Raw genomic sequence first — 22579 nt, 5'->3', positions numbered from 1 at the left:
CCAAACGGCTCGCTTCAGATCGGCTTCGTCAGGTACACCGCCTCGCGCCCCACGATCACCCGCTGCGCGGGCATGAAGATCGTGCACTCGTCGCAGGGCGCGCGGATCTCGTCCGGGCCGTTGGTGGCGATCAGCTCGCCCTTGGCAAAGGTCTCGAAGCCGATCAGCGGGCGCACGAACGCGAAGTCTTCCGACTTGATGACGTGGGTCTGCAGCAGTTCGAAGCGGCGCTGCGGGCCGGGTGCCGGCACGGCGGGGTCCTTGTCGATGAGGCCGAAGTGCGCCAAAAAGTCGAGCGAGATGGCGGTGGCCAGCTCGGACGCCGAGCGCAGGAAGTGCTGGCCGCATTCGGCGACCAGCGCCACGCCCTTGCCATCGGGCAGGCCGTGGCGGCCATGCTGGATCAGCGGGGTGCCGGAGCCCAGGCCGTCGGGCATGACCAGGTGCACCGACGGACGGCCGATGGCCAGCGCCGCTTCGGCATTGCGATCGAACGCGGGATACACCCAGAACGGAATCACCGGCTGGCTGGTGGAGTGGATGTCCAGGATGTGGTCGGCCGCGCTCACCACCGGGCGCAGCGCGCGGGCGCGGCGCAGCTCTGGGCTGTCCTCGGTGCCGTCGAGCCATTCGGGCGACCAGATGCGGTTGAGGTTGTGCACCAGCTGGCGGCTGTCGAAAGGCAGCGCCTGGTCGAAGGATTCGTACGCCTCCACGTTGGCAAAGCTCACGGTGAGCGTGCCGATCTTCGGGCGCACCTGGGTGTCGAGCAGGTGCGTGGCGGCGGTCATGCCGCAGATTTCATTGCCGTGCGTGAGCGCGTTGATCAGCACGTGCGGGCCCGGCTTGCCGGACTCGAAGCGGTGCACGTAGTCGATGCCGACGTTGCCCTTGCGGTAGGCGGAGAGGTCGCGCGGGAGGACTTCGAGGGCGGGGGGAGATTGGGTCATGTTGGCGTGGGGTGTGGAACGGAGCGGTCGGGCGAGTTTGCTACAGCGCGCACATTCGTGCTGCTGGCGCGACAACACCTGCCCGCGCCGTTCAACCTTCAGCCGGCTGGCTGTCTATCGCAGCTGCTGGTAATCCACAGGCACCCAGACATAGCCCTTGCCCTCGGCCCGCACATGGCCCAGCCCCGGGAACGGCAGGTGCGCGCTGCCGACCAGGTAGCGCCCCTTGGCCGCATCGGCATAGGCCTTCTTGCGCTCCGCCGCCGCCGGCTTCGAGTCGACGTCGAACGAGATGGTGATCTGCGGCTGCGCGAACTGCACGGCGGCCACGTGCATCAGGTCGCCCCACAGCACCAGCTTCTGGCCCTTGGACTCGACCACGTAGATGTTGTGGCCCGGCGTGTGGCCGTGGGCAGGCACGGCCTTGATGCCGGGCACCAGGTCGGTGCTGCCCTTCATGCCCTTGAACTTGCCGGCCTCCACATACGGGTTCAGCGAGGCCATCGCACCCTGGAAGAAGCCCTTCATCTCGGCGGAGGCCTTCTCCAGGTTGCCCTTGTCCAGCCAGAAGTCGGCGTCTTCCTGGCCGGCGTGGATGGTGGCGTTGGGGAACACCAGCTTGCCGTCCTGCACGAGGCCGCCGACATGGTCGCCGTGCATGTGGGTGATGAGCACGTCGTCGACCTGCTCGGGCTGGTAGCCCGCAGCCTTGAGGTTGGCCTGCAGGCTGCCGAGCGTGGGGCCGAACAGGCCGCCGGCACCGGTGTCGACCAGCACCAGCTTGCTGCCGGTATTGATGAGATAGCCGTTCACCGAGGTGGGCACAGTGTCTTTCTCGAAGCCGCGATCGAGCAGCTTGCCGACCTGTGCCTGCGTGGTGTTGGTGAGCAGCTTCCTGGGCTCCAGGTCGATGGTGCCGTCGAACAGCGCCGTCACCTCGAAGTCGCCGAGCATCGTGCGGTAGAAGCCCGGCGCCTGGGTCTTGACCTGCGGGGCGCCGGCGTAGGCTGCAAACGAAAGCATCAGCATGCTGCCGGCCATTGCGGCAATGCCGCGGCGCAGCCAGCGGGTGGATGTTGTCATGGGTTCTTCTCCTCGGGCGGTTGCAAAGGGCGCCGAGAATAGCCCAAGCCGATCTACCGCGCAGCACTCACCAATTGACCTCCCGCTCCGGCGTCGCCGAGATGTGGTGGATCGACAGGTCGGCGCCGTCGTATTCCTCTTCCTGCGTGAGGCGCAGCCCCAGCGTGGCCTTGAGCGCGCCGTAGACCGCCGCGCCCGCCAGCGCCGCCCATGCCACACCCATCAAGGTGCCGATGAGCTGCGCCCACACGCTCACGCCGCCGATGCCGCCCAGCGCCTGGGTGCCGAAGATGCCCGCCGCGATGCCGCCCCAGGTGCCGCACAGGCCGTGCAGCGGCCAGACGCCGAGCACGTCGTCGATCTTCCACTTGTTCTGCGTGAGCGTGAACATCACCACGAAGATGGCGCCGGCCACGCCACCCACCACCAGCGCGCCCAGCGGATGCATCAGGTCGGAACCCGCGCACACGGCCACCAGCCCGGCGAGCGGGCCGTTGTAGACGAAGCCGGGGTCGTTCTTGCCCAGCGCCAGCGCCACCAGCGTGCCGCCGACCATTGCCATCAGCGAATTGACAGCCACCAGGCCGGAGATCTTGTCGATGCTCTGCGCGCTCATCACGTTGAAGCCGAACCAGCCCACGCACAGCACCCAGGCGCCCAGCGCCAGAAAGGGAATGTTCGAGGGCGGATGCGCGCTCAGCGAGCCGTCGCCGCGGTAGCGGTTGCGGCGCGCGCCCAGCAGCAGCACGGCCGGCAGCGCGAGCCAGCCGCCCACCGCGTGCACCACGACCGAACCGGCAAAGTCATGGAACTCGCTGCCCGTGGCCGAGGCGATCCAGGCCTGGATGCCGAAGGCCTTGTTCCAGGCAATGCCCTCGTACAGCGGATAGACAAAACCGACAATGACCGCCGTAGCGATCAATTGCGGCCAGAACTTGGCGCGTTCGGCGATGCCGCCCGAAATGATCGCCGGAATCGCCGCCGCAAAGGTGAGCAGGAAGAAGAACTTCACGAGCTCGTAGCCGCTCCTGGCCGCAAGCTCGGTGGCCCCCACGAAGAAGTGGGTGCCATAGGCCACGCCATAGCCCACGAGAAAGTACACGATGGTCGAGACCGAGAAGTCGACCAGGATCTTGACCAGCGCATTGACCTGGTTCTTCTTGCGCACGGTGCCCAGTTCCAGGAAGGCGAAACCGGCATGCATGGCCAGCACCATGATCGCGCCGAGAAGGATGAACAGCGCGTCTGCGCCCTGTTTGAGTGCGTCCATTGGAGCTTCTTGCAGTTTTTGGTTTTGAATTGGTGCATGCACCCGAATTGCTCGGGCCAGCGCCGCAAGAAAGCAAAAATGGTGCCTAAAAGCTCATTAGTGGTGCGTCACAGGTGGAAATGGGCGTTCCCAGTGCAGCGTTCGCACCGGAACAGGACGGATCGGCCCCAGTCAGCCCGCCCCGGCGCGCAAGGCCTCGCGATAGCGCCGGCTGCACGGCACCGTGCTGCCATCGTGCATGTGCAGCCGGGCATCGCCCCCGTCGAGCGGCTCGATTTCCTTGATGCGGCCGAGATTGACCGCATGGCTTCGGTGCACGCGCACGAAATGGGCGGGGTCGAGCTGCGCCAGAAAATCGGTGAGCGTGGCGCGCAGAAGGTAGTCGTGGCCGTTGACGTGCAGGCCGACGTAGTTGCCTTCGGCCTGGAGCCAGTCGATGTCGCTCGCGGCAATGAGGAATTCGCGCCGCAGCTTGCGCACCAGGAAGCGCTCGGGGCGCGCGGGCGGCGCAGTTGCCTGATGGGCTTCGGCGGGCTCGGCGGCCGCTGCTGCCGCCGCCTCGGGCGGGTCGAGCACGCGCGCCTCGCCCTGCAGCCGCAGCATGAACACACCGTAGGCCCAGATGCCGAACACCATTGACAGGTAGGCGCGCACGTCCTTCAGGTATTCGTAACCCCAGCGGCCGGTCCAGCCGGCGAAGTCGTAGCGCTCGCCCACGGCCGCATAGACCATCGCGCGCAGCGCGAACATCGCCGCCACATGCACCACGCTGAAGACCACGCTGGCGGCCAGGTGCCACCCCAGGTAGCGCAGCAGGTGGGTGCGCGCGAGCGGCGACAGCCGGTGCTGGATGGCCACCACCGCCGGCACCAGCGCCAGCAGCACGAGATGGCTCGACACCTCCCAGGTGACGATTTCCCAGGCGGCGCGGGGCACGGCACGGTCGCGCGCGTCGATCAGCGCCACGGTGGTGTTGAACACCGCCTGCAGCGCCATGAAGACGATCCAGAAGCCCACTTCCACGCGGCGGCGGATGGGTTCGTAGCGCTCGTACAGGTTCTTCCGGGAATCTGCCATGCCCGGGATTCTCGCGATCCCCGGGCCGGGCGGGCGGATTTCGTCCCTGGAGGGCGCCGCTCGTCACAAAAAGCCCGCGATCCATCCCTTGGGCAGGCCGCGCGCGGCGGGTGCACGCAACCATCGGGCGTCCTTCCCGCGTTTTCGAGGAGCCCCCGATGAGCACGACGACCCCAGCCACCCTGCCCGACCGCCGGCACGACATCGACGCGCTGCGCGCGCTGGCCTTCCTGCTGGTCATCCTGTACCACGTGGCGATGTACTACGTGGCCGACTGGCCCTGGCATCTCAAGAGCCCGCATGCAGCCGAATGGCTGCAGTGGCCGATGCGCATGCTCAACCTCTGGCGCATGGACCTGGTGTTCCTGGTCTCGGGGGTATCGCTGGGCTTCCTGAGCCGCCACCAGGGCACCTGGGGCCTGCTGCGCAGCCGAGGCGTGCGGCTGATGCTGCCGCTGGCCTTCGGCATGGCGGTGGTGGTCGTGCCCTACCAGGCCTATGCGCAGGGCGTGGCCAGCGGCCTGGTGGCGCCAGGCTTCGGCGCCTTCCTGCTGCGCTATCTTTCGATGGGCGATCCGTGGCCGAAAGCGGCCTTCGACGGCGCGGAGTTCGGCATCACCTGGAACCACCTCTGGTACCTGCCCTACCTGTTCAGCTACACGGCGCTCATCGCGCTGACGCTGCCGCTGTGGAAGTCGCCGGCCGGCCAATGGATGCGCCGCCGCTTCAACGGGCTGCGCGGCTGGAAGCTGCTGTTGCTGCCGGCGCTTCCGCTGCTGGCCTGGACGATGCTGCTGGCCCGGCACTTTCCGCCCACGCACAACCTGATCCGCGACTTTCACCTGCACAGCATCTACTTCACCGTGTTCCTGTACGGCTACTGGATGGGTGTGGACACGGGCGTGTGGCGCGAACTGGAGCGCCTGCGGCGGGTGTCGCTGGCACTGGCTGCGGCGGCGATCGCCACCTTCATCGCGCTGAGGCTCGGCGCCAAGGGGCCGCCTTCCGGCGTGCCGATGGACAGCCTGCGCGTGCTCTACCTGTGGCTGGCGGTCGCCACCATCCTCGGCCACGGACACCGCCACCTGAACCGACCGTGGCCGTGGCTGCGCTGGGCCAACGAGTCGGTGTACCCGTGGTACGTGCTGCACCAGACGCTGATCATCGCGGGCATTGCGCTGCTGGCTCCGCTCGCGCTGGGGCCGGTGCTGGAGCCCACGCTGCTGGTCGTGCTGACCATCGTGGGCTGCTGGCTGCTCACCGACGGGCTGATCCGCCGCTTCAACTGGCTGCGGCCGCTGTTCGGGCTCAAGCCCCGGCGCGCCGGCGGCAGGGCCGCAGTCACTTCGCCGGCGGAGGTTCTTGCACCGGAACCAGGATGGCGCTCCCCGTCGCCACGAGCTTGAGGCTGTCGCCATCGCCCTGGCCATAGAGTTCGGCGGTGGCGAACACCTGCTTGCGTCCGGCCTTCACCACCTTGCCGCGCGCAATGAAGGCACGGCCCAGCGCGGGCGACAAACAGTTCACCGAGAAGTGCGAGGCCAGCACGCGGCCGGCCACCGTGGCGGCCGCGAAGCCGCAGGCCGTGTCGAGCATGGCGCCGATGAGCCCCGCATGCAGGAAGCCGGCGTACTGGCCCATGTCTTCCTCGCGCCATCGCATACGCAGTTCGGCTTCGCCTTCGGCCGCGCGGGTGACTTCGAAGCCGGCCCAGCGGTTGAAGGCGGCGGTCTTGTTGATGGCCTGGATGGTGTCGAGCATGGAAAGTCTCCTCGGGGCAGAAATGCATCGGCGATGCGCACGACCCACTTTATGAAGCGCAGCCGCCGCGGGTCGTCGCGCGTGCGACCGGCCGCGCCGCCGCGGTTGCATTGGCGACAGCAATGCCCGCGACGAAAAAATCCGCAATGACTTAACCCCGTTGGACGAGCCCGGCCGTATGAGTGGAGACAAGCCATCCATCCACTTCCGAAGGTTCTCCATGCAAGCACCCTCCACCGCCTTCTTTCTTCTCCGTGCCAGCTTCGCCGCCATCGCCTGGCTGGCGGCAAGCGCCGGCGCCCACGCGCAACCCGCAGCCGACAACTCGCGCATCACCCAGGTCAAGGTCTACCCCGGCAGCGCCACCGTGGAGCGCGTCGCGCGCATTGCGGCCGGCAGCCGGTCGGTCACCTTCGCCTGCCTGCCCGCGGGCCTCGATGTACAGAGCCTGCAGGTGTCGGCCGGCGCATCGGTGCGCGTGGGCGAGACCTCGGTGCTGAGCGAGGCGCGCGAACTGTCGCCCCGCTGCGCCACCAGCGCGCTCGATGGCCGCATCCGCGAGCTCGAGGACCAGAAAGCCGCGCTGCAGGCCGAGAACGACGCGCTCGGCATGGTGACGGGCTACCTGAAAGGGCTCTCGGGCGGCAGCGGCGAATCGGCCCAGGGCGCTCGCACGCCGATCGATGCGCGCAACCTCGCCGCGATGGCCGAGGCGATGCGCCGCACCGGGCAGGACTCATTGTTCAAGCAGCACCAGATCCAGCGCAGGCAGGCCGACATCGACCGGCAGCTGAACCCGCTGCTGGCCGAACGCAAGCGCTCGCAAGGCCATGGCGCGCAGGTGATGGCCGTGACCGTGACGCTGGCCGCCAGCGCCGATGCCGACGTGAAGCTGAGCTACCAGGTCGCCGGCCCCGGCTGGACGCCCACTTACCGCGCGCTGCTCGACACCGCCACGAGCAAGGTGCGCATCGAGCGCCAGGCGCTGGTGGCGCAGGCCACGGGCGAAGACTGGCGCGGCGTGAAGCTGGTGCTCTCCACCGGCCAGCCGCGCCGCGAGACCGCGGGCCGCGCGCCCAGCGCGTGGCGCATCGGCATCGAGCCGCCGCCGCGTGTCCAGGGGGGCATGCCCGCGATGATGGCGGCGCCCGCGCCCGCCGCATCCGCCGACCGGCGCGCCATGGCCGAAGCCACGGAGCCTCTGTTCGACGTCAACGTGTTCGACAACAGCTTTGCCACCGAATTCGCGGTGCCCCAGAGCATCGACGTGCCCTCCAGCAGCCAGCGCGTGACGCTGGCGCTGGGCCAGCACGAAGACACGGCCAAGCTCGCGGCCCGCACCAGCCCGCGCGTGGACGCCAGCGCCTTCCTGGTGGCCGAGCTTGCGCAGCCGGCGGGCGTCTGGCCGGCCGGTGCGCTGCAGCTCTACCGCGACGGCAACTTCGTCGGCAGCGGCCGCTGGAGCGCGCCGAGCGACGCCAGGCTCACGCTGTCCTTCGGCCGCGACGAACTGGTGCGCGTGCAGGCCGAGCCCGAGAACGACAGCCAGGGCACGGGAGGCTTTGCCGGCTCGCGCGCCGAGCGCAAGGTGCAGCGCGCCTACGTGGTGGAGAACCGCCACCGCACGCCGATCGCGGTGCAGGTGCTCGAGGCGGCTCCCGTTTCGGTGGACGAACAGGTGCGCGTGGCCGCGCAGTTCTCGCCGCAGCCCGCCGAGCTGGCCTGGAACAAGCAGCCTGGACTGGCCATGTGGCGCTTCGATCTGGATGCCGGCAAGACCGCGCGCGTCGCGGCCGACTACACCATCAGCTATCCGAAGGACGCGCGCCTGCAGATGCGCTGACCTGCCGCCGAGCGTCAGTGGGCCCTGGGCGTCCGCGTCTTGCGGGTGGCACCGGCGCAGGCCGCGCACACGCCATGCAGCGTCACTTCATGGCTCTTCACCTGGAAGCCCTTGGGCACGAGGTCGGTCATGGGCCCGGGGCAGGCATGCAGCATGAAGACCTGCCCGCAGCTGCTGCAGTGAAAGTAGTGATGGTGGTGGTCGGCCTCTTCGCCGTGATGGTGCGAATGGGGGTGCGCATCGGGCTTGCAGGCCACTTCGTAGCGCGCCGGTTCGCCCGGCAGCTCGACCTTGGCGATCTCGCCGTCGGCCAGCAGCATGGACACCTGGCGGTACACGGTGGAGAGGCTGATCTCGGGCACGATGGCACGGGCGCGCTCGAGGATTTCCGGCGCGGTCAGCACCAGGCCGGTGTCGCTGAAGGCCGAAAAGACAGCGTTGCGTTGGCGCGTGAGGCGTTGCATGGCTCGATGATAGTGGGCGGGCGGCCTGCGGCCGGTCAGTCCGGCCGTGGCCCTTCGCCCTCGGCGGACTCGGCGGCCGGCTTGCGCTTCTTGCCGCGCGCCGCCTTCTTTGCTGCACGCTCCGCATCGGCACGCAGCCCCTCGGCGAGCCACTGCGCAAACTCCTCGGGCGTCTCGAGCGTGATGCGTCCGAGGTTGCCCGCACGGAACTCGTGCATCACGATCTCGGCGGCCTTCTGCAGGTTGACGCGGCCCTTGCCCAGCAGCGCGCCGCGCTTGCGGCCGATGGCGTCGAGCACCTCTTCGTCCTTCATGGCAGCGATGGCGGCGGCGTCGTACTCGGCCAGCTTGAAGCGTTCGGTGATGCCCGCCGCGTAATGCGCCTTCAGGTAGTTGAGCAGTTCGAGCGCCACCTCTTCCTCGTCGAAGGCATTGCGCCCCACGGCACCGCTGGCCGCCAGGTTGTAGCCGCTCTTGGGCACCACGATGCGCGGCCACAGCATGCCGGGCGTGTCCCACAGGTAGAAATCGTCGGCCAGCGTGATGCGCTGCTCGAGCTTGGTGATGCCGGCCTCGTCGCCGGTCTTGGCCTTGCGGCTGCCGGTGAGCGTGTTGATGAGCGTCGACTTGCCGACATTCGGAATGCCGCAGATCAGCACGCGCATCGGCTTGGCCATGCCGCCGCGGTTGGGCGAGAGCTCGTGGCAGGCGCGCACGATGGCCTGTGCGGGTGTGGTCAGGCTCGCATCGAGCGCAATGGCGCGCGTGGCCGGCAGCGCGTTGTAGTGCGCAAGCCAGAGCGCCGTGCGCGCGGGGTCGGCCAGGTCCTGCTTGTTGAGCACCTTGAGCGTGGGCCGGCCAGCCGTGAGTTCGGCCAGCATCGGGTTGGCGCTGGAGCCGGGCAGGCGCGCGTCGAGCAGCTCGATGACCACGTCGATGTCCTTCACCCGCTCGGTGATGGCCTTCTGGGTCGTGTACATGTGCCCGGGGAACCACTGGATCGCCATCGAGGGTGTTCTTTCTTTCGCTCTGTGGGGGAAGGTGCGGGCCTGAAGGCCGGGTGCGCATTGTGGACCGCGCTGTGCGGCAAATCACGCCGCTACGCTTTCTGTAGCTGCACGGGCCCATTTTGCCTGCGCCTGGGCGCACTGCGCCCTCTAGAATCCGCGCGCTGCATGCGCAGCCATTTTCAATAAGTACCGAGGGAAATCCATGTTCAAGCGCCTTGCCGCTGCCGCCCTGCTGGCAGCCACCGTCGTTCCCGCGACCGTCGTCCACGCCCAGCGTCCCTCGCCGCCGCCGGGCCCGCTGGTCAGCGGCTACCTGTGCTGCAACATGCGCACCTACGGCAACTCGATCAGCGACATCAACTACGACGAGCAGGGCACCAGCATCGTGGCCGTGGGCACGCCGGCGCGCATCACGGGCTACGACTTCCGCTGGTTCAACCTCGATCTCGCGGGCAAGCCCCAGCGCATCAAGAACGACTACAGCCGCAACATCACCCTGATCGACTTCGCGCAGCGCTACGTGGTGACCGAAGATCCCAAGCTGAAGATGGCCGCCTTCCCGCCCGCCGTGCGCGACGCCATCATGGCCGGAAAAGTGGCGCCCGGCATGACGCGCGAACAGGTGCTGATGGCCATCGGCTATCCGGTGGCCAGCGAGAACCCCAGCCTCGATGCGCCCATCTGGCGCTACTGGCGCGACAGCTGGTCGGAGTACCAGGTGAGCTTCGACGACAAGGGCCTGGTCAAGGCCGTGGTGGGCGACCCGGTGGCGCTCAGCCGCGTGCTCGCAGCAACACCTTAGTTCGCGTGGGTGCGCGTGCCGGCGCGGCACACGCAATCTCCTGGAGGTTTTTGCATCGCGGAGGAGGTTCCGCCCCTATCATTTGACCGAGTGCGGCGCATGGACGCGCCGGTCGAAGTCGAACCTTTTTGATGGAGTTACCGCGATGAAACCCGTCTCCGAACTGCTCAAGCGCCACGATTCCGCGGCCTGGCGCACCTCGCCCGACACCAGCGTGTTCGATGCGCTGGCCACGCTGGCGCGCTTCGAGGTGGGCGCGCTGATGGTGATGGACGGTGACAGGCTGGTGGGCTTCCTGTCCGAACGCGACTACACCCGCAAGGTGGCGCTGCAAGGCAAGAACTCCAAGGAGATGAAGGTCCGCGAGATCATGACGCCCGACGTGATGACCGTGACCCCGCAGACCCGCACGCGCGCCTGCATGGCGCTGATGAGCCAGCGCAAGTTCCGCCACCTGCCGGTGGTCGATGGCACCAAGGTGGTGGGCATGATCTCCATCCAGGACCTGATGGACGACATCATTGCCGACCACGAGGCAACCATCGCGCAGCTCACGACCTATATCCAGAGCTGAATCCCGCCCCGTTCCGGGGGTTGGGGAACATGCCTACGCGTACCTGGGGCGTTTAGGGCGCACAGTAGAGGCTCGTTCATCCATCATCAGGGACAAGGCATGCAGATCCAGGTCAACACGAGCAATGGTGTCAACAACAAGGACGCGCTGGAGCGCTGGGCCGACGCCGAGATCAAACAGCAGCTGGGCCGCTTCGTCGACGACGTCACCCGCGTCGAAGTGCATCTGAGCGACGAGAACCACGACAAGGCCGGCGCCGGAGACAAGTGCTGCGTAATGGAAGCACGCCTGGCCCACCATCAGCCGCTGGCCGTCACCCAGCACGCCACCACCCTCGACGAAGCCTTCCGCGGCGCAGCCGACAAGCTCAAGCGCCTGCTCGACAACACGCTGGGCCGCCTGAACAACCACCGCGACCGCGATTCGATCCGCAAGGACACGGGCTTCATCGCGGAGTAGGCAACCGGGCTACCGCGCCTTTCGCCGGGGCGGCGGCGCGCGCGGCGCTTCAGCGGGCAGCAGGGGCGGCCGGTGGCCGCTTTGCATCCAGTCGTCGTAGAAATCGATCTTGCGCTCGACCAGCGACAGCGCCTGGTTCCAGTCCGCAATGGTCTCGGCCACGCGCGCGCGGTGCGCGGCAAGCAGGTCGCGGCGCTGGCGCAGCGTGGCCTTGCCCTGCAGCGCCAGCGCGGTGTATTCGCGCATCCCCGCAATCGACATGCCGGTGCGGCGCAGCCGGTCCATCAGGTCGAGCCAGCCGACGTGCAGCTCGCCGTACAGGCGCCGTCCGCCATCGTCGCGCACGACGCCCGGCACCAGGCCCTGCGTTTCGTACCAGCGGATGGCATGCACGGTGCGGCCGGTGCGCTGTGCCAGCTCCCCGATGTGAAAGGGCGCGCCGCCCTCAGCCGGCATGGGCAGGAACCGCCGCCGGCGGCGCCTCGAGCGCCTGCTCGACCAGTGCGGTGTCGAAGTACTCGGTCAGCTCTTTCACCTTGCCTCCTTCGATGCGGTAGATGTAGCAGTAGCGGTTGTTGTAGCGCTTGCCGGCCCGGGTGGGCACGTCGCCGCTGAACAGCACCACCACGCGGTCGCCCTCGGCAATGATGCGCTCGGTCCTGCTCACGTAGGGCCCGGCGAACTGCGCGAACAGCGGCTTGAGCAGCTCTTCGCGGATGGCGGCCTTGCCCGCGTAGGTGCGCGACCACGGCGTGCTGCCTTGGAGCGTCCAGCGGGCGTCGTCGGCCAGGCTGTCGATGAAGAACTGGCCGTTGCCCTGGTCCAGCTCGGAATGGATGCGCTGCACCAGCGCCCTGCTGTCGTCTGTCGTGTTCATGGCTGCTTTCCTGGGGAATGAATGAACCGGAAGGCCCGGCGAAACCCATTGGAAATGCTCGAGTGCACTCGAGGTCAAGCGGCCATGGACCGGATTGCGGATGAGCCTTTGCGGGCGTTGGCCATCGCCTTGCCGACCTCGTTGCTGCCCTGGGCCGAACCACTCTGCGGCACGATCTCGCCCTCGCGCGAGGTCACCTCGGCGAGCCGTGCGGCCAGCTGCTCGGGCGTGTCCACGCCGATGCCGAGCCAGGCGCCCTGCGTCAGCGTGATGTGCGCGGCCTCGAAGGTGCCGGCGCCGGCGCAGAGGATGGTGCGGTTCGGCGCGTTCTCGGCCGCCAGCACCAGCATGGCGGGCACCACTGCCTCGGGCTTGAGCGCGTCCAGCACTTCCTGCGGCATCAGTCCCTCGGTCATGCGGGTGGCCGCCGTCGGCGCCAGGCAGTTGACGCGGATGTCGTTCTTCGCGCCTTCGATGCTCAGTGTCTGCATGAGCCCCACCAGCGCGAGCTTGGCGGCGCCATAGTTGCTCTGGCCGAAGTTGCCGTAGAGGCCGGAAGACGAGGTGGTCATGACGATGCGGCCGTACTTCTGCTCATTCATGAGCGCCCAGACGGCCTTGGTGCAGTTCACCGCGCCCATCAGGTGCACGTCGACCACCAGCTTGAAATCGGCGAGCTCCATCTTGGCAAAGCTCTTGTCGCGCAGGATGCCGGCGTTGTTGACCAGGATGTCGACCCGGCCCCAGGCGTCGACCGCCTGCTTCACCATGGCCTGCACCGCCTCGAAATCGGTGACGGAGGCGCCGTTGGCCATGGCCTGGCCGCCTGCGGCCTCGATCTCGTCGACCACGGCCTGCGCCGCGCTCACCGAGGCGCCGGAGCCATCGCGGGCACCGCCCAGGTCGTTGGCCAGCACTTTGGCACCGCGCGCCGCCAGGGCCAGCGCATGCTGGCGGCCCAGGCCGCCGCCCGCGCCGGTCACGATGGCCACGCGGCCCTTGAAGTCGATGGTGCTGTTGCTCATCTCGCTGCTTTCTTTCCTTGGGAATGGGTGTGCCGAAGGCCGCCACGACGGCCGCGTGGCGTTTTACCCCAGAAAGGCGTCCCGGCGGGGCCGCCCGGAAGCGGGCTCAGTCGCGCGCGTGACGCAGCGTTTCGCAGTAGGCCACCAGCTGGTCGAGCTCGGCCGACTTGTCGAAGAAGGCATCGGCGCCCAGCTGCGCGGAGCGCTGGCGCATTTCGGAGGTGGCGTAGTTGCTCAGCACCACGACCTTCTGCTTGGCCGCGCGGCCGCGGCAGGCCCTGACCACGCCCAGGCCATTGCCGCGTTGCAGGAAAAGATCGACGATGGTGAGGTCCCAGTCGTCGCGGTGATTGTCGAGCCAGCGCACGGCCTCTTCCTCGCTGCTGGCGCAGGCCACCACGTCCGCGTCGGCCACGTCGTGCAGGAAGCCGACGAGGTTTTCGCGGATGAGAGGGCTGTCCTCGACAAGGTAGGCCTTGAAAGTCATGCCGCAATCTCCGGCCGAGCCACGGGCCGGAGTGAAAATCTGAAGCGTTCGGAATGCATGCCACCCATGGTCGCCGCGGTGGCAGCGCGCACGGTGGGCGATGCCGGCCAATGCCTGTAGGCCATCGCGCCTCGCGCCTGTCGTCAGGCGGGCCGTGTGGCAGTGGGACGCGCTGGACGGTCAGGCCGCGACGGCCACCCGCCCGCGGCCCAGCCCCAGGCGCGCGGGGGACACGTACTGCTCCCGGTAGATCTCGAACGGCATGGTGTCGGCGGCTTCGATGCGCTTCTGCTCCTGGATCGATTCCTCGGTCATGCGCTCGAATTCGGCCTGCTGCTCGGCCGAGAACGGCAGCGCCAGCAGCGTGGCGCGGGTCTGCTCCGCCTGCGCGCGCACGAAGCCGATGAAGGAATTGCCGTGCCGCTCTTCGACCGCCGCCAGCACGCGCGCCGAAGGCAGGCTGCCGGGATTCTGCAGGGCGACCAGCGCGGCGCGCACCGCGTCGGCATGCTGCGTGCCGCCGCTCGCGGCGTCGAGCGCGGCGGCGATGGGCCGGCACTGCTCGACCAGCTCGATGCCCCAGTCGGCCAGCCCCACCTCGCGCCCGCCGCGCAGCAATTGCAGGCCCGGTTCGCGTCCGCGCGCCGCCGTGAGGTGCTGGTTGTGGGCCAGCTCGGCGATTTCCTGGGGCGTATCAGCCGGGCTGTCGCTCAGAAGGCACTGCAGCAGGAACACGTCGAGAAAGCGCATGGTCTGCGCGTTGATGCCCACCGGCTCGAAGGGATCGAGGTCCATCAGCCGCACCTCGACGTACTCGACGCCGCGCTCGCGCAGCGCATGCAGCGGGCGCTCGCCGGGGTGGATCACGCGCTTGGGCCGGATCGTGCCGTAGAACTCGTTCTCGATCTGCAGCAGGCTGGTGGCCAGCTGGTTGTAGTCGCCGCCGAGATTGCGGATGCCGATGGCCTCGTAGGCCGGCCAGGGCCGCGTGAGCGCGTCCTGCAGCGAGGCAGCGTAGCCCTCGAGGCTGTTGTAGCTCACGGCCAGCGAGGCCTGGGCGTCGCTCTGGTAGCCCAGGCGCCCCATGCGCAGCGACGTGCCATGCGGCATGAACATGCTGCCGTCGCCCAGTGGCTGCAGCTCGTGCGGGCGCCCCGCGACAAAGCTCGAGCACAGCGCGGGCGAAGCGCCGAACAGGTACAGCAGCAGGAAGGCATGGCGCCGGAAATTGCGGATGAGCGCGAAATACTGTTCGCTGGAGACGTCGGGCAGCGACCAGTTGTAGTGGATGCCCGAGATGGTCTGCATGCGCCGCCCGTAGCGGTGGCTCAGGCCCATGCGGTAGACGCTCTTGGCACGCCCGACGTTCGAGGAGCCGTAGCGGCCGATGGGAATGGTCTCGTCGGTCGGCAGGCCGCAGGGCATGCTCGACACCCAGAGGCGCTCGTCGCCGAGCGAGGCGAGCACGCGGTAGGTGAACTGGTGCACGCGCGTGAGCTCCTCCAGCGCCGACTCGGCGCTGGCATGCACGCCGGTGATGAGCTCGAGCTGCGATTCGCTGAAGTCGGTGGTGATGTGCGGATGGGTCAGCGCCGATCCCAGGGCCAGCGGGTGCGGCGTGAGCGCGAGCTTGCCGTCCGGCAGCGCGCGCAGGCTTTCCTTCTCGATGCCGCGCCGCATGCCCTTCAACCGCGCGGCTGAGAGCGCACCCAGCCTCTCCTGCAATCTGCTGCTCATATTGTTATGACCCGTCAATCTCTGAGGGGCTGGAAGGTAGCACGGCCGCGCCGGCGCTGCTCGTGCAGGGAATCCCGCCTTCCGCTATGCTGCGCGCCGCTATTGTTTTGATAGCTTGGCTCATGCGGGCTCGATCTCTTCCGACTGGTAGATGGAGATCTGCGGCGTGCCGTCGGCCATGGCGGCCAGCGCCTTGCCGAAGGCGCGCGACGCCTCGACGCGGAAATGCGCCTTCAGCGCCGCCATGTCACTCCAGCGCTCCACGAAGCTGAGCCGCAGCGGCTGCTGCACGTCGGCGCTGACCTCGTGCGAGATGCAGCCGGGCTCGGTGCGCGAGCGCAGCACGTGCTCCACGCTGATGGCCAGCATCGCCTGCAGGGTTTCGGGTTTCGCCATGGCGTGTCCGATGACGAGGATCATTTTCTTGTCTCCAGCACGCGCAGAAGAAACCGGTTCAGGTCGGCAATTTCTTCCATGCAGACCGAGTGCGCCATCGTGTATTCGTGCCACTCGACGGGATGGCCCAGCGCGGTGAGCGCGTCGCGCGACTGCAGGGCCCGTTCGAGCGGCACCACCGGGTCCTGCCGGCCGTGGGCCAGAAAAACCGGGGTGTCGTGGTTGGCCGCATGCCGCTCGGCCGCGGTGGTGGCGGCAATCGGCAGGTAGCCCGAGAGGCCGACGATGCCGGCCAGCCGCTCGGTGTGGCGCAGCCCGGTCAGGAGCGCCATGGCGCAGCCCTGCGAGAAGCCCGCCACCACGATGCGGTTGGCCGCGATGCCGCGGGCTTTCTCGTTGGCGATCAAGGCCTCGATGGTGGCCTGCGAGCGGCGCAGGCCGGCCTCGTCCTCGCGCGCCGCCAGGTCGGCCACGGCAATGTCGTACCAGGCCGGCATGCGGTAGCCGCCGTTGATGGTGACGGGGATCACCGGTGCATTGGGAAAAACGAAGCGCACCGGGCCCACACTCGAAAGGTCGAGCTCGTTGGCAATCGGCACGAAATCGTTCCCGTCGGCGCCCAGGCCGTGCATCACGATCACCGTGGCGGTGGGATTCGGAGCGGTCTCGATTTCGATCGGGGATCTGGACATGGTCGGTAGAAGGTATTCAGGAACGCGAAAAACCAGACCTTAGCGCATTCGGGCCGCCCAGGGCGCGGGCTCACGGAATGCAACACAATGTCGGTTCCAGGAAAACCAATGAGCCCGCATCCGAAGCCCTCCATCGCCGCGACGGCGTCCGCCAGCGAAGCCCTGCTGCGCAGCAGCGGGCTGCGCGTGACGCGCGCCGCGCAGACCGTGCTCGAATTGCTGGAGCACGCCTCGCAGCCGCTCACACACGACGATGTGGTGGCCGCCTACACCGCCGCCGCCGGCGAGGCGCCCGACCGCGTCACGGTGTACCGCGTGCTCGACCGCCTGGTCGACGCCGGCCTGTGCGACCGGCGCGTGGGCGCGGACCGCGTCAACCGCTTTTCGCGCCACGTGGAAGCCGCTTCGGGCAACACTTTCGAATGCGACCAGTGCCACAAGGTGCTCGCGCTGCCCTCCGATCCTGAGCTGCCCAAGGTGATGAGCCGGCTCGGCCGCGAGCTGCGCAAGCAGGGCATCGACACCCGCCACACCGCGCTCACGCTGCACGGCACCTGCGGGGAATGCAGGGGCTGAGCCCCGGACCGGCTACACGTTCCAGGACGGAAAAGGATCGGGCAGATTCGCCCACGACGAAGCGCCGTGGCGCATTTCGCTTTCGGTCAGCAGGCAGGCATCGAGCCGCGCACGCAGGGCGGCCTCGTCCATGCCGATGCCGATCAGCACCAGCTCCTGGCGGGCATCGCCGGTGGCCGGGTCCCAGTTCCTGCGGATGGTTTCCAGCGCTTCCTCGTCGGCCGGCCAGTGTTCGCGCGGCACGGCGGCCCACCACAGGCCTGCGACGCCATAGCGGCAGGCACCGCCCGCCTGCGACCATGAACCGGCCCGCGTGGCGCGGCTCGCAAGCCAGAAAACCCCCTTGGAGCGCACCACGCCCTCCCACTCGCCTTGCACCAGTTCCCAGAAGCGCTGGGGATGGAACGGCAGGCGCGCGCGATAGACGAAGCTGCGGATGCCGTAGGCCTCGCTCTCGGGCGGGTGCTCCCCGCGCAGTTCGGCCAGCCAGCCGGGCGCGCGTTCGGCCTGCTCGAAGTCGAACAGGCCGGTGTCCAGCACGCGGTCGAGCGCGACGCGGCCGAACGCGGCAATTTCGATGCGCGCGCGCGGATTGAGGCTGCGCAGGATGGCCGCCAGGCGCTCGCGCTCCTCGGCGCTCACGAGGTCGGTCTTGTTGACCACCAGTACGTCGCAGAACTCGATCTGCTCGATCAGCAGGTCGACCACGGTGCGCGTGTCCTCGTCGCCGAGTGACTGGCCGCGCTGGCCCAGGCTGTCGGGCGAGCCGTAGTCGCGCAGGAAGTTGAAGGCATCGACCACCGTCACCATGGTGTCCAGGCGCGCCACGTCGGCCAGGCTCTTGCCGTCCTCGCCGGCAAAGGTGAAGGTCTCGGCCACCGGCAGCGGCTCGGAGATGCCGGTCGATTCGATCACCAGCTGGTCGAAGCGCCCTTCCCTCGCGAGCCGGCCCACTTCGAGCAGCAGGTCTTCGCGCAGCGTGCAGCAGATGCAGCCGTTGCTCATCTCGACCAGCTTCTCGTCGGTGCGCGAGAGCTCGGCGCCGCCGTTCCGCACCAGCGCCGCGTCGATGTTGACCTCGCTCATGTCGTTGACGATGACCGCCACGCGGCGGCCCTCGCGGTTGTGCAGGATGTGGTTGAGCAGCGTGGTCTTGCCGGCGCCGAGAAAGCCGGACAGCACGGTGACGGGGAGGCGGTCGGTCATGGGGATGGCCCTATATGCAACAGAATTGCATTATATGAACCATCGCAACACAGTTGCGTTTGAGTACGACCGGTCTTCCACCGGCGCTGCCGCGCGCATAGACTCCTGCGCTCGATGCAAGACCCTCGCCTGCCCATCCTCTACAGCTTTCGCCGCTGCCCCTACGCGATGCGCGCCCGGCTGGCCTTGGCCGCCAGCGGCGAGCGCTGCGAGCTGCGCGAAGTGGTGCTGAAGAACAAGCCGCAAGAAATGCTCGCCGCCTCGCCCAAGGGCACGGTGCCGGTGCTCGTGCTGCCCGACGCCACCGTGCTGGAGCAGAGCCTCGACATCATGCTGTGGACGCTGCGCCGCAACGATCCGCTGCGCTGGCTCGCGCCCGAGGCGGGCACGCTCGACGGCATGCTCGTGCTCGTCGCCGCATGCGACAACCACTTCAAGCCGCAGCTCGACCGCTACAAATACCCGGGCCGCTTCGCGGACGCGCCCGCCGGCGGCGCGCGCGAGCTGGGTGCGCAGTTCCTGCTGCAGTTGGAAGCTCGGCTCGCCAGTGCCGGGCCGCAGCTCTTCGGCGCGCGGGCGGCGCTGGCCGATGCCGCCGTCATGCCCTTCGTGCGGCAGTTCGCGATGGTCGAGCCGGCATGGTTCGAGAGCCAGCCCTGGCCGCTGCTGCGCGCCTGGCTCGCGGGCTGGACCGCCTCGCCGCTGTTCGAGCGTGCGATGCACAAGTACGCGCCCTGGGTTCCGGGCGAAGCGGGTGCCGCCTACCCGCCGGCCTGATCAGGCATTCATCGCAGCCAAGGAAGCGCGCTGGATGCACTCCACGAAGTGCCGCGCGGCCGGCGTCAGCAACTGGCCGCGCCGGCGTATCACGCACACGCTGAGCACGGGCAGCGGCTCCTCCACCTCGACCCGGCGGATGCCGTGGCGCTTGAAGGTCAGGCGCACCAGCGGCTCCACGAACATGCCGATCAGGTCCATGGTGCCCACCAGTGCCAGCGCCACGGTGACCGACTGCCCCTGGATCACGCGTGCTGGCGGTGGCAGGCCGAGCGGCAGCAGCGGCGAGATCGTGTCGCGGCCGCTGAAGTGGTCGCCGTCGCCGGGCAGTATCCATTCGGCCGTGTACAGCTCGCGCAGCGACCGGCTCGCGCGCAGCGGATGCCGCTCGCGCATGCCGATCACCAGCTGCACCGGAAAGAGCTCCAGCGCCTCGAACTCCGCGTCGAGCGTGCCGGGCACCACATGGGCCACCGCAAAGTCCAGGTAGCCCTCGCGCAGCCGCGACAGCATCATCGGCAGCACGGCCTCACTGAACTGCACATGGACCGCGGGCAGGCGGGTGTGGAAATCCTTGAACGCCACGGGCAGCACCGTGAGCGCGAACGAGGCGCTCACGGCCATCGATACCGTGCCCTTGACGCCGTCGCGGATCTGCGCGATCTCGTCGCGTGCGCGCCGCATGTCGGCCAGGAGCAGCCGCGCGCGCGGCGCAAAGGCCTCGCCGTATTCGGTGAGCCGCACGCCCTTGACGCTGCGCTCCACCAGCGGCGCGCCCACCTCGCGCTCCAGCTCGCGAACGATCTTGGTCACCGCGGGCTGCGAAAGCCCCAGCACGCGCGCCGCAGCGCGGATGCTCATCTGCTCGACCACGGCCACGAAGGCATGCAGCTGATTGGGTTTCATCGGAGGGAATGACAACCAAAAGTTATCGTCATCGCCCAATTATTGTCTTTTCAGCAGCGGACCCACTCTTTAGCATCCGACGCCGATCAGGCACTTCCCCCGGCCTGCCATTGCAACAAGACACTGGAGAGACATGAGCGCCCTTTTCCCCGCGAACTCCGCGATCCCCGCCGCCACGAGCGCCAGCCGGCGCCGCACCATCGTCGCCACCACCATCGGCAACGGCCTGGAGTTCTTCGACTTCACCGTCTACGGCTTTCTCGCGCTGGTGATCGGCAAGCTGTTCTTCCCGACCTTCGATTCCTACGGCCAGCTGCTGCTCACAGTGGCGAGCTTCGGCGTGGGTTTCATCATGCGGCCGCTGGGCGGCATCGTGATTGGCGCGTACGCCGACCGAGCGGGCCGCAAGAAGGCCATGACGCTCACCATTTTCCTGATGGCACTGGGCTGCGCGCTGATCGCCTTCACGCCCACCTATGCGGCCATCGGCGTAGCCGCGCCCATCGTCATCGTGCTGGCGCGGCTGATCCAGGGCTTCTCGGCCGGCGGAGAGGTGGGCGCATCGACCACCCTGCTGGTCGAGCACGCCACGCCGGCCAACCGCGGCTACATGGCCAGCTGGCAGTTCGCGAGCCAGGGCCTGGGTGTGATGCTCGGCGCCGTGGTGGTGGGCGGCCTGAGCTTCTCGCTCACGCCAGAGGCCATGCAGAGCTGGGGCTGGCGCGTGCCCTTTGTGCTGGGCATGCTGATCGCACCCGTGGGCATGTACATCCGCCGCCACCTCGAGGAGTCGCTGCACATCTCGCCGGAGGCAGCCGTCGCGCCGCGCGAAAGCAGCCTGAAGATCGTCTGCACGCGGCACGGCCGGACGGTGCTGGCCGCGATTCTCTCGCTGGTCGGCGGCACCACGGCCGCCTATGTGGTGACCTTCTACATGCCGACCTATGCGGTGCGCGAACTCGGGCTCACGCCCTCGGTGGCGCTGTTCGGCGCTGCGCTCACGGGCCTGATCTCGTTCGCGCTGGCGCCACTGGTGGGGCGGCTGTCGGACGTGGTCGGGCGCAAGCCGCTGATCCTCTGGAGCCGCATGGCGTTGGCGGTGCTGATCTATCCGGGCTTCCTGTGGCTCAACGCCTCGCCGACACCTGCCGTGCTGTTCATCGTGCTCGGCGTCTTGAGCGTCGGCCTCGTGGTCCAGACGGTGCCGGGCATCACGATGCTGCCGGAGATGTTCCCGAAGGCGGTGCGCGCGAGCGGCATGTCGCTGGTCTACAGCGTGGGCGTGGCGCTGTTCGGCGGCTTTGCGCCCTTCATCAGCACCTGGCTGCTCAATGCCACCGGCAGCAAGCTCGCGCCGGCCTGGTACCTTGTGGCGATGACGGTGGTGTCGCTGCTCGGCCTCGTCTGGCTGCGCGACCACACGGGCCGCGACATCGATGCGGCCGGCGCACACGCAGCCGCCTGACGAACAACACTCACGACATCCACGCACAGGAGCCCCCATGCACACCCCCTCCACTGCCGCCACCCGTCATTTCTCGGGCACCTACGCCGAAGCGCGCGCCAAGTTCCTCGATGCCGCGGCAATGCGCGGCGCCGCGGTCGAATCCTTCGTGCTGCCGACGCATCGCGGCGCGCTCGGCGAGGAACTGGCGACCGACGTGGCGCTGATCGGCACCAGGAACGCGAAGAAGCTGCTGCTCATCACCTCGGGCACGCACGGCCCCGAAGGCTTCTGCGGCTCGGGCGCGCAGGTGGCCACGCTGAACGACGCCGACCTGCTGGGCCGGCTCGAACAGGCGGGCGTGGCGCTGCTGCTTGTGCACGCGGTTAACCCGCACGGTTTCTCGCACCTGCACCGCACCAACGAAGACAACATCGACCTGAACCGCAACCACATCGACTTCGGCGCGCCGCTGCCGGTGAATGCGGAGTACGCCGAGGTCGAGCCGCTGGTGCTGCCCGCCACCTGGCCGCCGACACCCGCCGACGAAGCTGCCATGGCGGCCTATGTCGAAAAGCACGGCATGCGCGCTTTCCGCGCGGCCGTCACGAGGGGCCAGTACAGCTCGCCCGACGGCCTCTTCTACGGCGGCACAGCGCCCTCGTGGAGCAACCGCACGATGCGCGCAATCCTGCGCAGCTACGCCGCGTCGGCCACGCACATCGGCTGGATCGACATCCACACCGGCCTGGGCCCCTACGGACACGGCGAAAAGATCTACCCGGGCCGCAATGCGCCGGCCGACCTCGCCCAGGCGCATGCCTGGTGGGGTGCCGACGTGTTCGCGCCCTTTGCCGGCGACTCGGCCTCGGCCGACGTGTCGGGGCCGGTGGTATCGATTGCCTACGACGAATGCCCGAACGCGAGCGTCGCCCCCATGGGCCTGGAGTTCGGCACGCTGCCCGACGGCGAGGTGCTGACCCGCCTGCGCGCCGACACCTGGCTGCGCCGCCACCCCGAAGCGCCGCAAGCGCAGAGGCGCGAGATCCGCCAGCAGCTGCGCGACGCGTTCTACTGCGACAACGACGAATGGAAGGGCATGGTGCTGGGGCAGACGCGCGTGGTGCTGCTGCAGACGCTGCAAGGCCTGAAGAAGGCCTGAC

General features: G+C 68.4%; 25 protein-coding genes. 9 read left to right on the top strand and 16 right to left on the bottom strand.

Going from position 1 to position 22579, the window contains the following annotated elements:
• Positions 1 to 14: 14 nt before the first annotated feature.
• The 4 genes from FB547_RS24110 to FB547_RS24095 all read right to left on the bottom strand — a co-directional run bounded on the left by FB547_RS24110 (position 15) and on the right by FB547_RS24095 (position 4380).
• Positions 15 to 950: a succinylglutamate desuccinylase/aspartoacylase family protein gene (locus FB547_RS24110; protein ID WP_145746181.1), complete on the bottom strand. Its 936-nt coding sequence runs from the start codon at positions 948 to 950 to the stop codon at positions 15 to 17.
• A 114-nt stretch (positions 951 to 1064) separates the two neighbouring features.
• Positions 1065 to 2033 carry an MBL fold metallo-hydrolase gene (locus FB547_RS24105; protein WP_145746180.1) on the bottom strand — a complete coding sequence of 323 codons (969 nt, stop codon included), beginning with the start codon at positions 2031 to 2033 and terminating at the stop codon, positions 1065 to 1067.
• Between the two features lie 67 nt (positions 2034 to 2100).
• Positions 2101 to 3303 (bottom strand): ammonium transporter, encoded by a 1203-nt coding sequence (locus FB547_RS24100; RefSeq protein ID WP_145746179.1) that lies wholly within the window; start codon positions 3301 to 3303, stop codon positions 2101 to 2103.
• Between the two features lie 171 nt (positions 3304 to 3474).
• On the bottom strand, positions 3475 to 4380 hold the full coding sequence (locus tag FB547_RS24095; protein WP_145746178.1) for a LytTR family DNA-binding domain-containing protein: 906 nt from the start codon (positions 4378 to 4380) through the stop codon (positions 3475 to 3477).
• 158 nt (positions 4381 to 4538) lie between these two features.
• On the opposite strand from FB547_RS24095, the gene FB547_RS24090 reads away from it, so the two are divergent.
• Positions 4539 to 5786 (top strand): acyltransferase family protein, encoded by a 1248-nt coding sequence (locus FB547_RS24090; RefSeq protein WP_145746177.1) that lies wholly within the window; start codon positions 4539 to 4541, stop codon positions 5784 to 5786.
• Here FB547_RS24090 and FB547_RS24085 read toward each other — a convergent pair.
• Entirely contained in the window at positions 5722 to 6141 is a 420-nt protein-coding gene (locus FB547_RS24085; RefSeq protein ID WP_145746176.1) for a PaaI family thioesterase, read from the bottom strand. The genes FB547_RS24090 and FB547_RS24085 overlap by 65 nt on opposite strands.
• Positions 6142 to 6361: 220 nt before the next feature.
• Between FB547_RS24085 and FB547_RS24080 the strand changes: the two genes are divergently transcribed.
• A complete protein-coding gene (locus FB547_RS24080) occupies positions 6362 to 7984 on the top strand; it encodes a DUF4139 domain-containing protein (protein ID WP_145746175.1) in 1623 nt (540 codons plus the stop codon).
• Positions 7985 to 7998: 14 nt separating this feature from the next.
• On the opposite strand, the gene FB547_RS24075 is transcribed toward FB547_RS24080, so the two are convergent.
• Entirely contained in the window at positions 7999 to 8448 is a 450-nt protein-coding gene (locus FB547_RS24075; protein ID WP_145746174.1) for a Fur family transcriptional regulator, read from the bottom strand.
• A 35-nt stretch (positions 8449 to 8483) separates the two neighbouring features.
• Entirely contained in the window at positions 8484 to 9455 is a 972-nt protein-coding gene (gene ylqF, locus FB547_RS24070) for a ribosome biogenesis GTPase YlqF (RefSeq protein ID WP_145746173.1), read from the bottom strand.
• 205 nt (positions 9456 to 9660) lie between these two features.
• Between ylqF and bamE the strand changes: the two genes are divergently transcribed.
• The 3 genes from bamE to FB547_RS24055 all read left to right on the top strand — a co-directional run bounded on the left by bamE (position 9661) and on the right by FB547_RS24055 (position 11293).
• Positions 9661 to 10260, top strand: a complete 600-nt coding sequence (gene bamE, locus FB547_RS24065; RefSeq protein WP_145746172.1) for an outer membrane protein assembly factor BamE — start codon at positions 9661 to 9663, stop codon at positions 10258 to 10260.
• A gap of 145 nt (positions 10261 to 10405) precedes the next feature.
• Positions 10406 to 10834 carry a CBS domain-containing protein gene (locus FB547_RS24060; RefSeq protein WP_145746171.1) on the top strand — a complete coding sequence of 143 codons (429 nt, stop codon included), beginning with the start codon at positions 10406 to 10408 and terminating at the stop codon, positions 10832 to 10834.
• 99 nt (positions 10835 to 10933) lie between these two features.
• Complete coding sequence (locus FB547_RS24055) at positions 10934 to 11293, top strand: HPF/RaiA family ribosome-associated protein (protein ID WP_145746170.1); 360 nt, start codon at positions 10934 to 10936, stop codon at positions 11291 to 11293.
• A gap of 9 nt (positions 11294 to 11302) precedes the next feature.
• Here the strand turns inward: FB547_RS24055 and FB547_RS24050 are convergent, their stop codons facing one another.
• The 7 genes from FB547_RS24050 to FB547_RS24020 form a co-directional block, all read right to left on the bottom strand.
• Positions 11303 to 11749, bottom strand: a complete 447-nt coding sequence (locus FB547_RS24050) for a MerR family transcriptional regulator (protein ID WP_145746169.1) — start codon at positions 11747 to 11749, stop codon at positions 11303 to 11305.
• Complete coding sequence (locus tag FB547_RS24045; protein ID WP_145746168.1) at positions 11739 to 12170, bottom strand: nuclear transport factor 2 family protein; 432 nt, start codon at positions 12168 to 12170, stop codon at positions 11739 to 11741. The genes FB547_RS24050 and FB547_RS24045 overlap by 11 nt, the downstream gene beginning before the upstream one ends.
• A 74-nt stretch (positions 12171 to 12244) precedes the next feature.
• Positions 12245 to 13195, bottom strand: coding sequence for an SDR family NAD(P)-dependent oxidoreductase (locus FB547_RS24040; RefSeq protein ID WP_145746167.1), 951 nt, complete (start codon positions 13193 to 13195; stop codon positions 12245 to 12247).
• 106 nt (positions 13196 to 13301) lie between these two features.
• The gene (locus FB547_RS24035) at positions 13302 to 13682 is read right to left on the bottom strand and encodes a response regulator transcription factor (protein ID WP_145746166.1); all 381 of its coding nucleotides are present in this window, start codon (positions 13680 to 13682) and stop codon (positions 13302 to 13304) included.
• A gap of 180 nt (positions 13683 to 13862) precedes the next feature.
• On the bottom strand, positions 13863 to 15419 hold the full coding sequence (gene gshA, locus FB547_RS24030) for a glutamate--cysteine ligase (RefSeq protein WP_145746165.1): 1557 nt from the start codon (positions 15417 to 15419) through the stop codon (positions 13863 to 13865).
• Positions 15420 to 15539: 120 nt separating this feature from the next.
• Entirely contained in the window at positions 15540 to 15839 is a 300-nt protein-coding gene (locus FB547_RS24025) for a putative quinol monooxygenase (RefSeq protein ID WP_015866417.1), read from the bottom strand.
• Entirely contained in the window at positions 15836 to 16507 is a 672-nt protein-coding gene (locus FB547_RS24020) for an alpha/beta hydrolase (RefSeq protein ID WP_145746164.1), read from the bottom strand. Before FB547_RS24020 ends, FB547_RS24025 begins: the two co-directional genes overlap by 4 nt.
• A gap of 108 nt (positions 16508 to 16615) precedes the next feature.
• Between FB547_RS24020 and FB547_RS24015 the strand changes: the two genes are divergently transcribed.
• Positions 16616 to 17083 (top strand): Fur family transcriptional regulator, encoded by a 468-nt coding sequence (locus tag FB547_RS24015; RefSeq protein WP_145746163.1) that lies wholly within the window; start codon positions 16616 to 16618, stop codon positions 17081 to 17083.
• A 12-nt stretch (positions 17084 to 17095) separates the two neighbouring features.
• Here the strand turns inward: FB547_RS24015 and zigA are convergent, their stop codons facing one another.
• Positions 17096 to 18289, bottom strand: a complete 1194-nt coding sequence (gene zigA / locus FB547_RS24010; protein ID WP_145746162.1) for a zinc metallochaperone GTPase ZigA — start codon at positions 18287 to 18289, stop codon at positions 17096 to 17098.
• A gap of 114 nt (positions 18290 to 18403) precedes the next feature.
• Between zigA and FB547_RS24005 the strand changes: the two genes are divergently transcribed.
• Positions 18404 to 19066, top strand: a complete 663-nt coding sequence (locus FB547_RS24005; RefSeq protein ID WP_145746161.1) for a glutathione S-transferase — start codon at positions 18404 to 18406, stop codon at positions 19064 to 19066.
• On the opposite strand, the gene FB547_RS24000 is transcribed toward FB547_RS24005, so the two are convergent.
• Positions 19067 to 19972: a LysR substrate-binding domain-containing protein gene (locus tag FB547_RS24000; protein ID WP_145746160.1), complete on the bottom strand. Its 906-nt coding sequence runs from the start codon at positions 19970 to 19972 to the stop codon at positions 19067 to 19069.
• Positions 19973 to 20105: 133 nt separating this feature from the next.
• On the opposite strand from FB547_RS24000, the gene FB547_RS23995 reads away from it, so the two are divergent.
• A complete protein-coding gene (locus FB547_RS23995) occupies positions 20106 to 21437 on the top strand; it encodes an MFS transporter (protein ID WP_145746159.1) in 1332 nt (443 codons plus the stop codon).
• 37 nt (positions 21438 to 21474) lie between these two features.
• Positions 21475 to 22578, top strand: coding sequence for a M14 family metallopeptidase (locus FB547_RS23990; RefSeq protein WP_145746158.1), 1104 nt, complete (start codon positions 21475 to 21477; stop codon positions 22576 to 22578).
• Position 22579: the final 1 nt, after the last annotated feature.

Source organism: Variovorax beijingensis (assembly GCF_007828835.1).
Classification (GTDB): domain Bacteria; phylum Pseudomonadota; class Gammaproteobacteria; order Burkholderiales; family Burkholderiaceae_C; genus Variovorax; species Variovorax beijingensis_A.
This window is presented reverse-complemented; position numbering and strand designations above follow the sequence as displayed.

Coding starts and splice junctions, on each gene's coding strand:
- FB547_RS24075 (WP_145746174.1), bottom strand. CDS start 8,448: ATGCAACGCCTCACGCGCCAACGCAACGCTGTCTTTTCGGCCTTCAGC.
- FB547_RS24055 (WP_145746170.1), top strand. CDS start 10,934: ATGCAGATCCAGGTCAACACGAGCAATGGTGTCAACAACAAGGACGCG.
- zigA (WP_145746162.1), bottom strand. CDS start 18,289: ATGACCGACCGCCTCCCCGTCACCGTGCTGTCCGGCTTTCTCGGCGCC.
- FB547_RS24025 (WP_015866417.1), bottom strand. CDS start 15,839: ATGATCCTCGTCATCGGACACGCCATGGCGAAACCCGAAACCCTGCAG.
- ylqF (WP_145746173.1), bottom strand. CDS start 9,455: ATGGCGATCCAGTGGTTCCCCGGGCACATGTACACGACCCAGAAGGCC.
- FB547_RS24085 (WP_145746176.1), bottom strand. CDS start 6,141: ATGCTCGACACCATCCAGGCCATCAACAAGACCGCCGCCTTCAACCGC.
- FB547_RS24035 (WP_145746166.1), bottom strand. CDS start 13,682: ATGACTTTCAAGGCCTACCTTGTCGAGGACAGCCCTCTCATCCGCGAA.
- FB547_RS24015 (WP_145746163.1), top strand. CDS start 16,616: ATGAGCCCGCATCCGAAGCCCTCCATCGCCGCGACGGCGTCCGCCAGC.
- FB547_RS24105 (WP_145746180.1), bottom strand. CDS start 2,033: ATGACAACATCCACCCGCTGGCTGCGCCGCGGCATTGCCGCAATGGCC.
- FB547_RS23990 (WP_145746158.1), top strand. CDS start 21,475: ATGCACACCCCCTCCACTGCCGCCACCCGTCATTTCTCGGGCACCTAC.
- FB547_RS24090 (WP_145746177.1), top strand. CDS start 4,539: ATGAGCACGACGACCCCAGCCACCCTGCCCGACCGCCGGCACGACATC.
- FB547_RS24045 (WP_145746168.1), bottom strand. CDS start 12,170: ATGAACACGACAGACGACAGCAGGGCGCTGGTGCAGCGCATCCATTCC.
- bamE (WP_145746172.1), top strand. CDS start 9,661: ATGTTCAAGCGCCTTGCCGCTGCCGCCCTGCTGGCAGCCACCGTCGTT.
- FB547_RS24000 (WP_145746160.1), bottom strand. CDS start 19,972: ATGAAACCCAATCAGCTGCATGCCTTCGTGGCCGTGGTCGAGCAGATG.
- gshA (WP_145746165.1), bottom strand. CDS start 15,419: ATGAGCAGCAGATTGCAGGAGAGGCTGGGTGCGCTCTCAGCCGCGCGG.
- FB547_RS24100 (WP_145746179.1), bottom strand. CDS start 3,303: ATGGACGCACTCAAACAGGGCGCAGACGCGCTGTTCATCCTTCTCGGC.
- FB547_RS24095 (WP_145746178.1), bottom strand. CDS start 4,380: ATGGCAGATTCCCGGAAGAACCTGTACGAGCGCTACGAACCCATCCGC.
- FB547_RS24080 (WP_145746175.1), top strand. CDS start 6,362: ATGCAAGCACCCTCCACCGCCTTCTTTCTTCTCCGTGCCAGCTTCGCC.
- FB547_RS24110 (WP_145746181.1), bottom strand. CDS start 950: ATGACCCAATCTCCCCCCGCCCTCGAAGTCCTCCCGCGCGACCTCTCC.
- FB547_RS24040 (WP_145746167.1), bottom strand. CDS start 13,195: ATGAGCAACAGCACCATCGACTTCAAGGGCCGCGTGGCCATCGTGACC.
- FB547_RS23995 (WP_145746159.1), top strand. CDS start 20,106: ATGAGCGCCCTTTTCCCCGCGAACTCCGCGATCCCCGCCGCCACGAGC.
- FB547_RS24050 (WP_145746169.1), bottom strand. CDS start 11,749: ATGCCGGCTGAGGGCGGCGCGCCCTTTCACATCGGGGAGCTGGCACAG.
- FB547_RS24005 (WP_145746161.1), top strand. CDS start 18,404: ATGCAAGACCCTCGCCTGCCCATCCTCTACAGCTTTCGCCGCTGCCCC.
- FB547_RS24020 (WP_145746164.1), bottom strand. CDS start 16,507: ATGTCCAGATCCCCGATCGAAATCGAGACCGCTCCGAATCCCACCGCC.
- FB547_RS24060 (WP_145746171.1), top strand. CDS start 10,406: ATGAAACCCGTCTCCGAACTGCTCAAGCGCCACGATTCCGCGGCCTGG.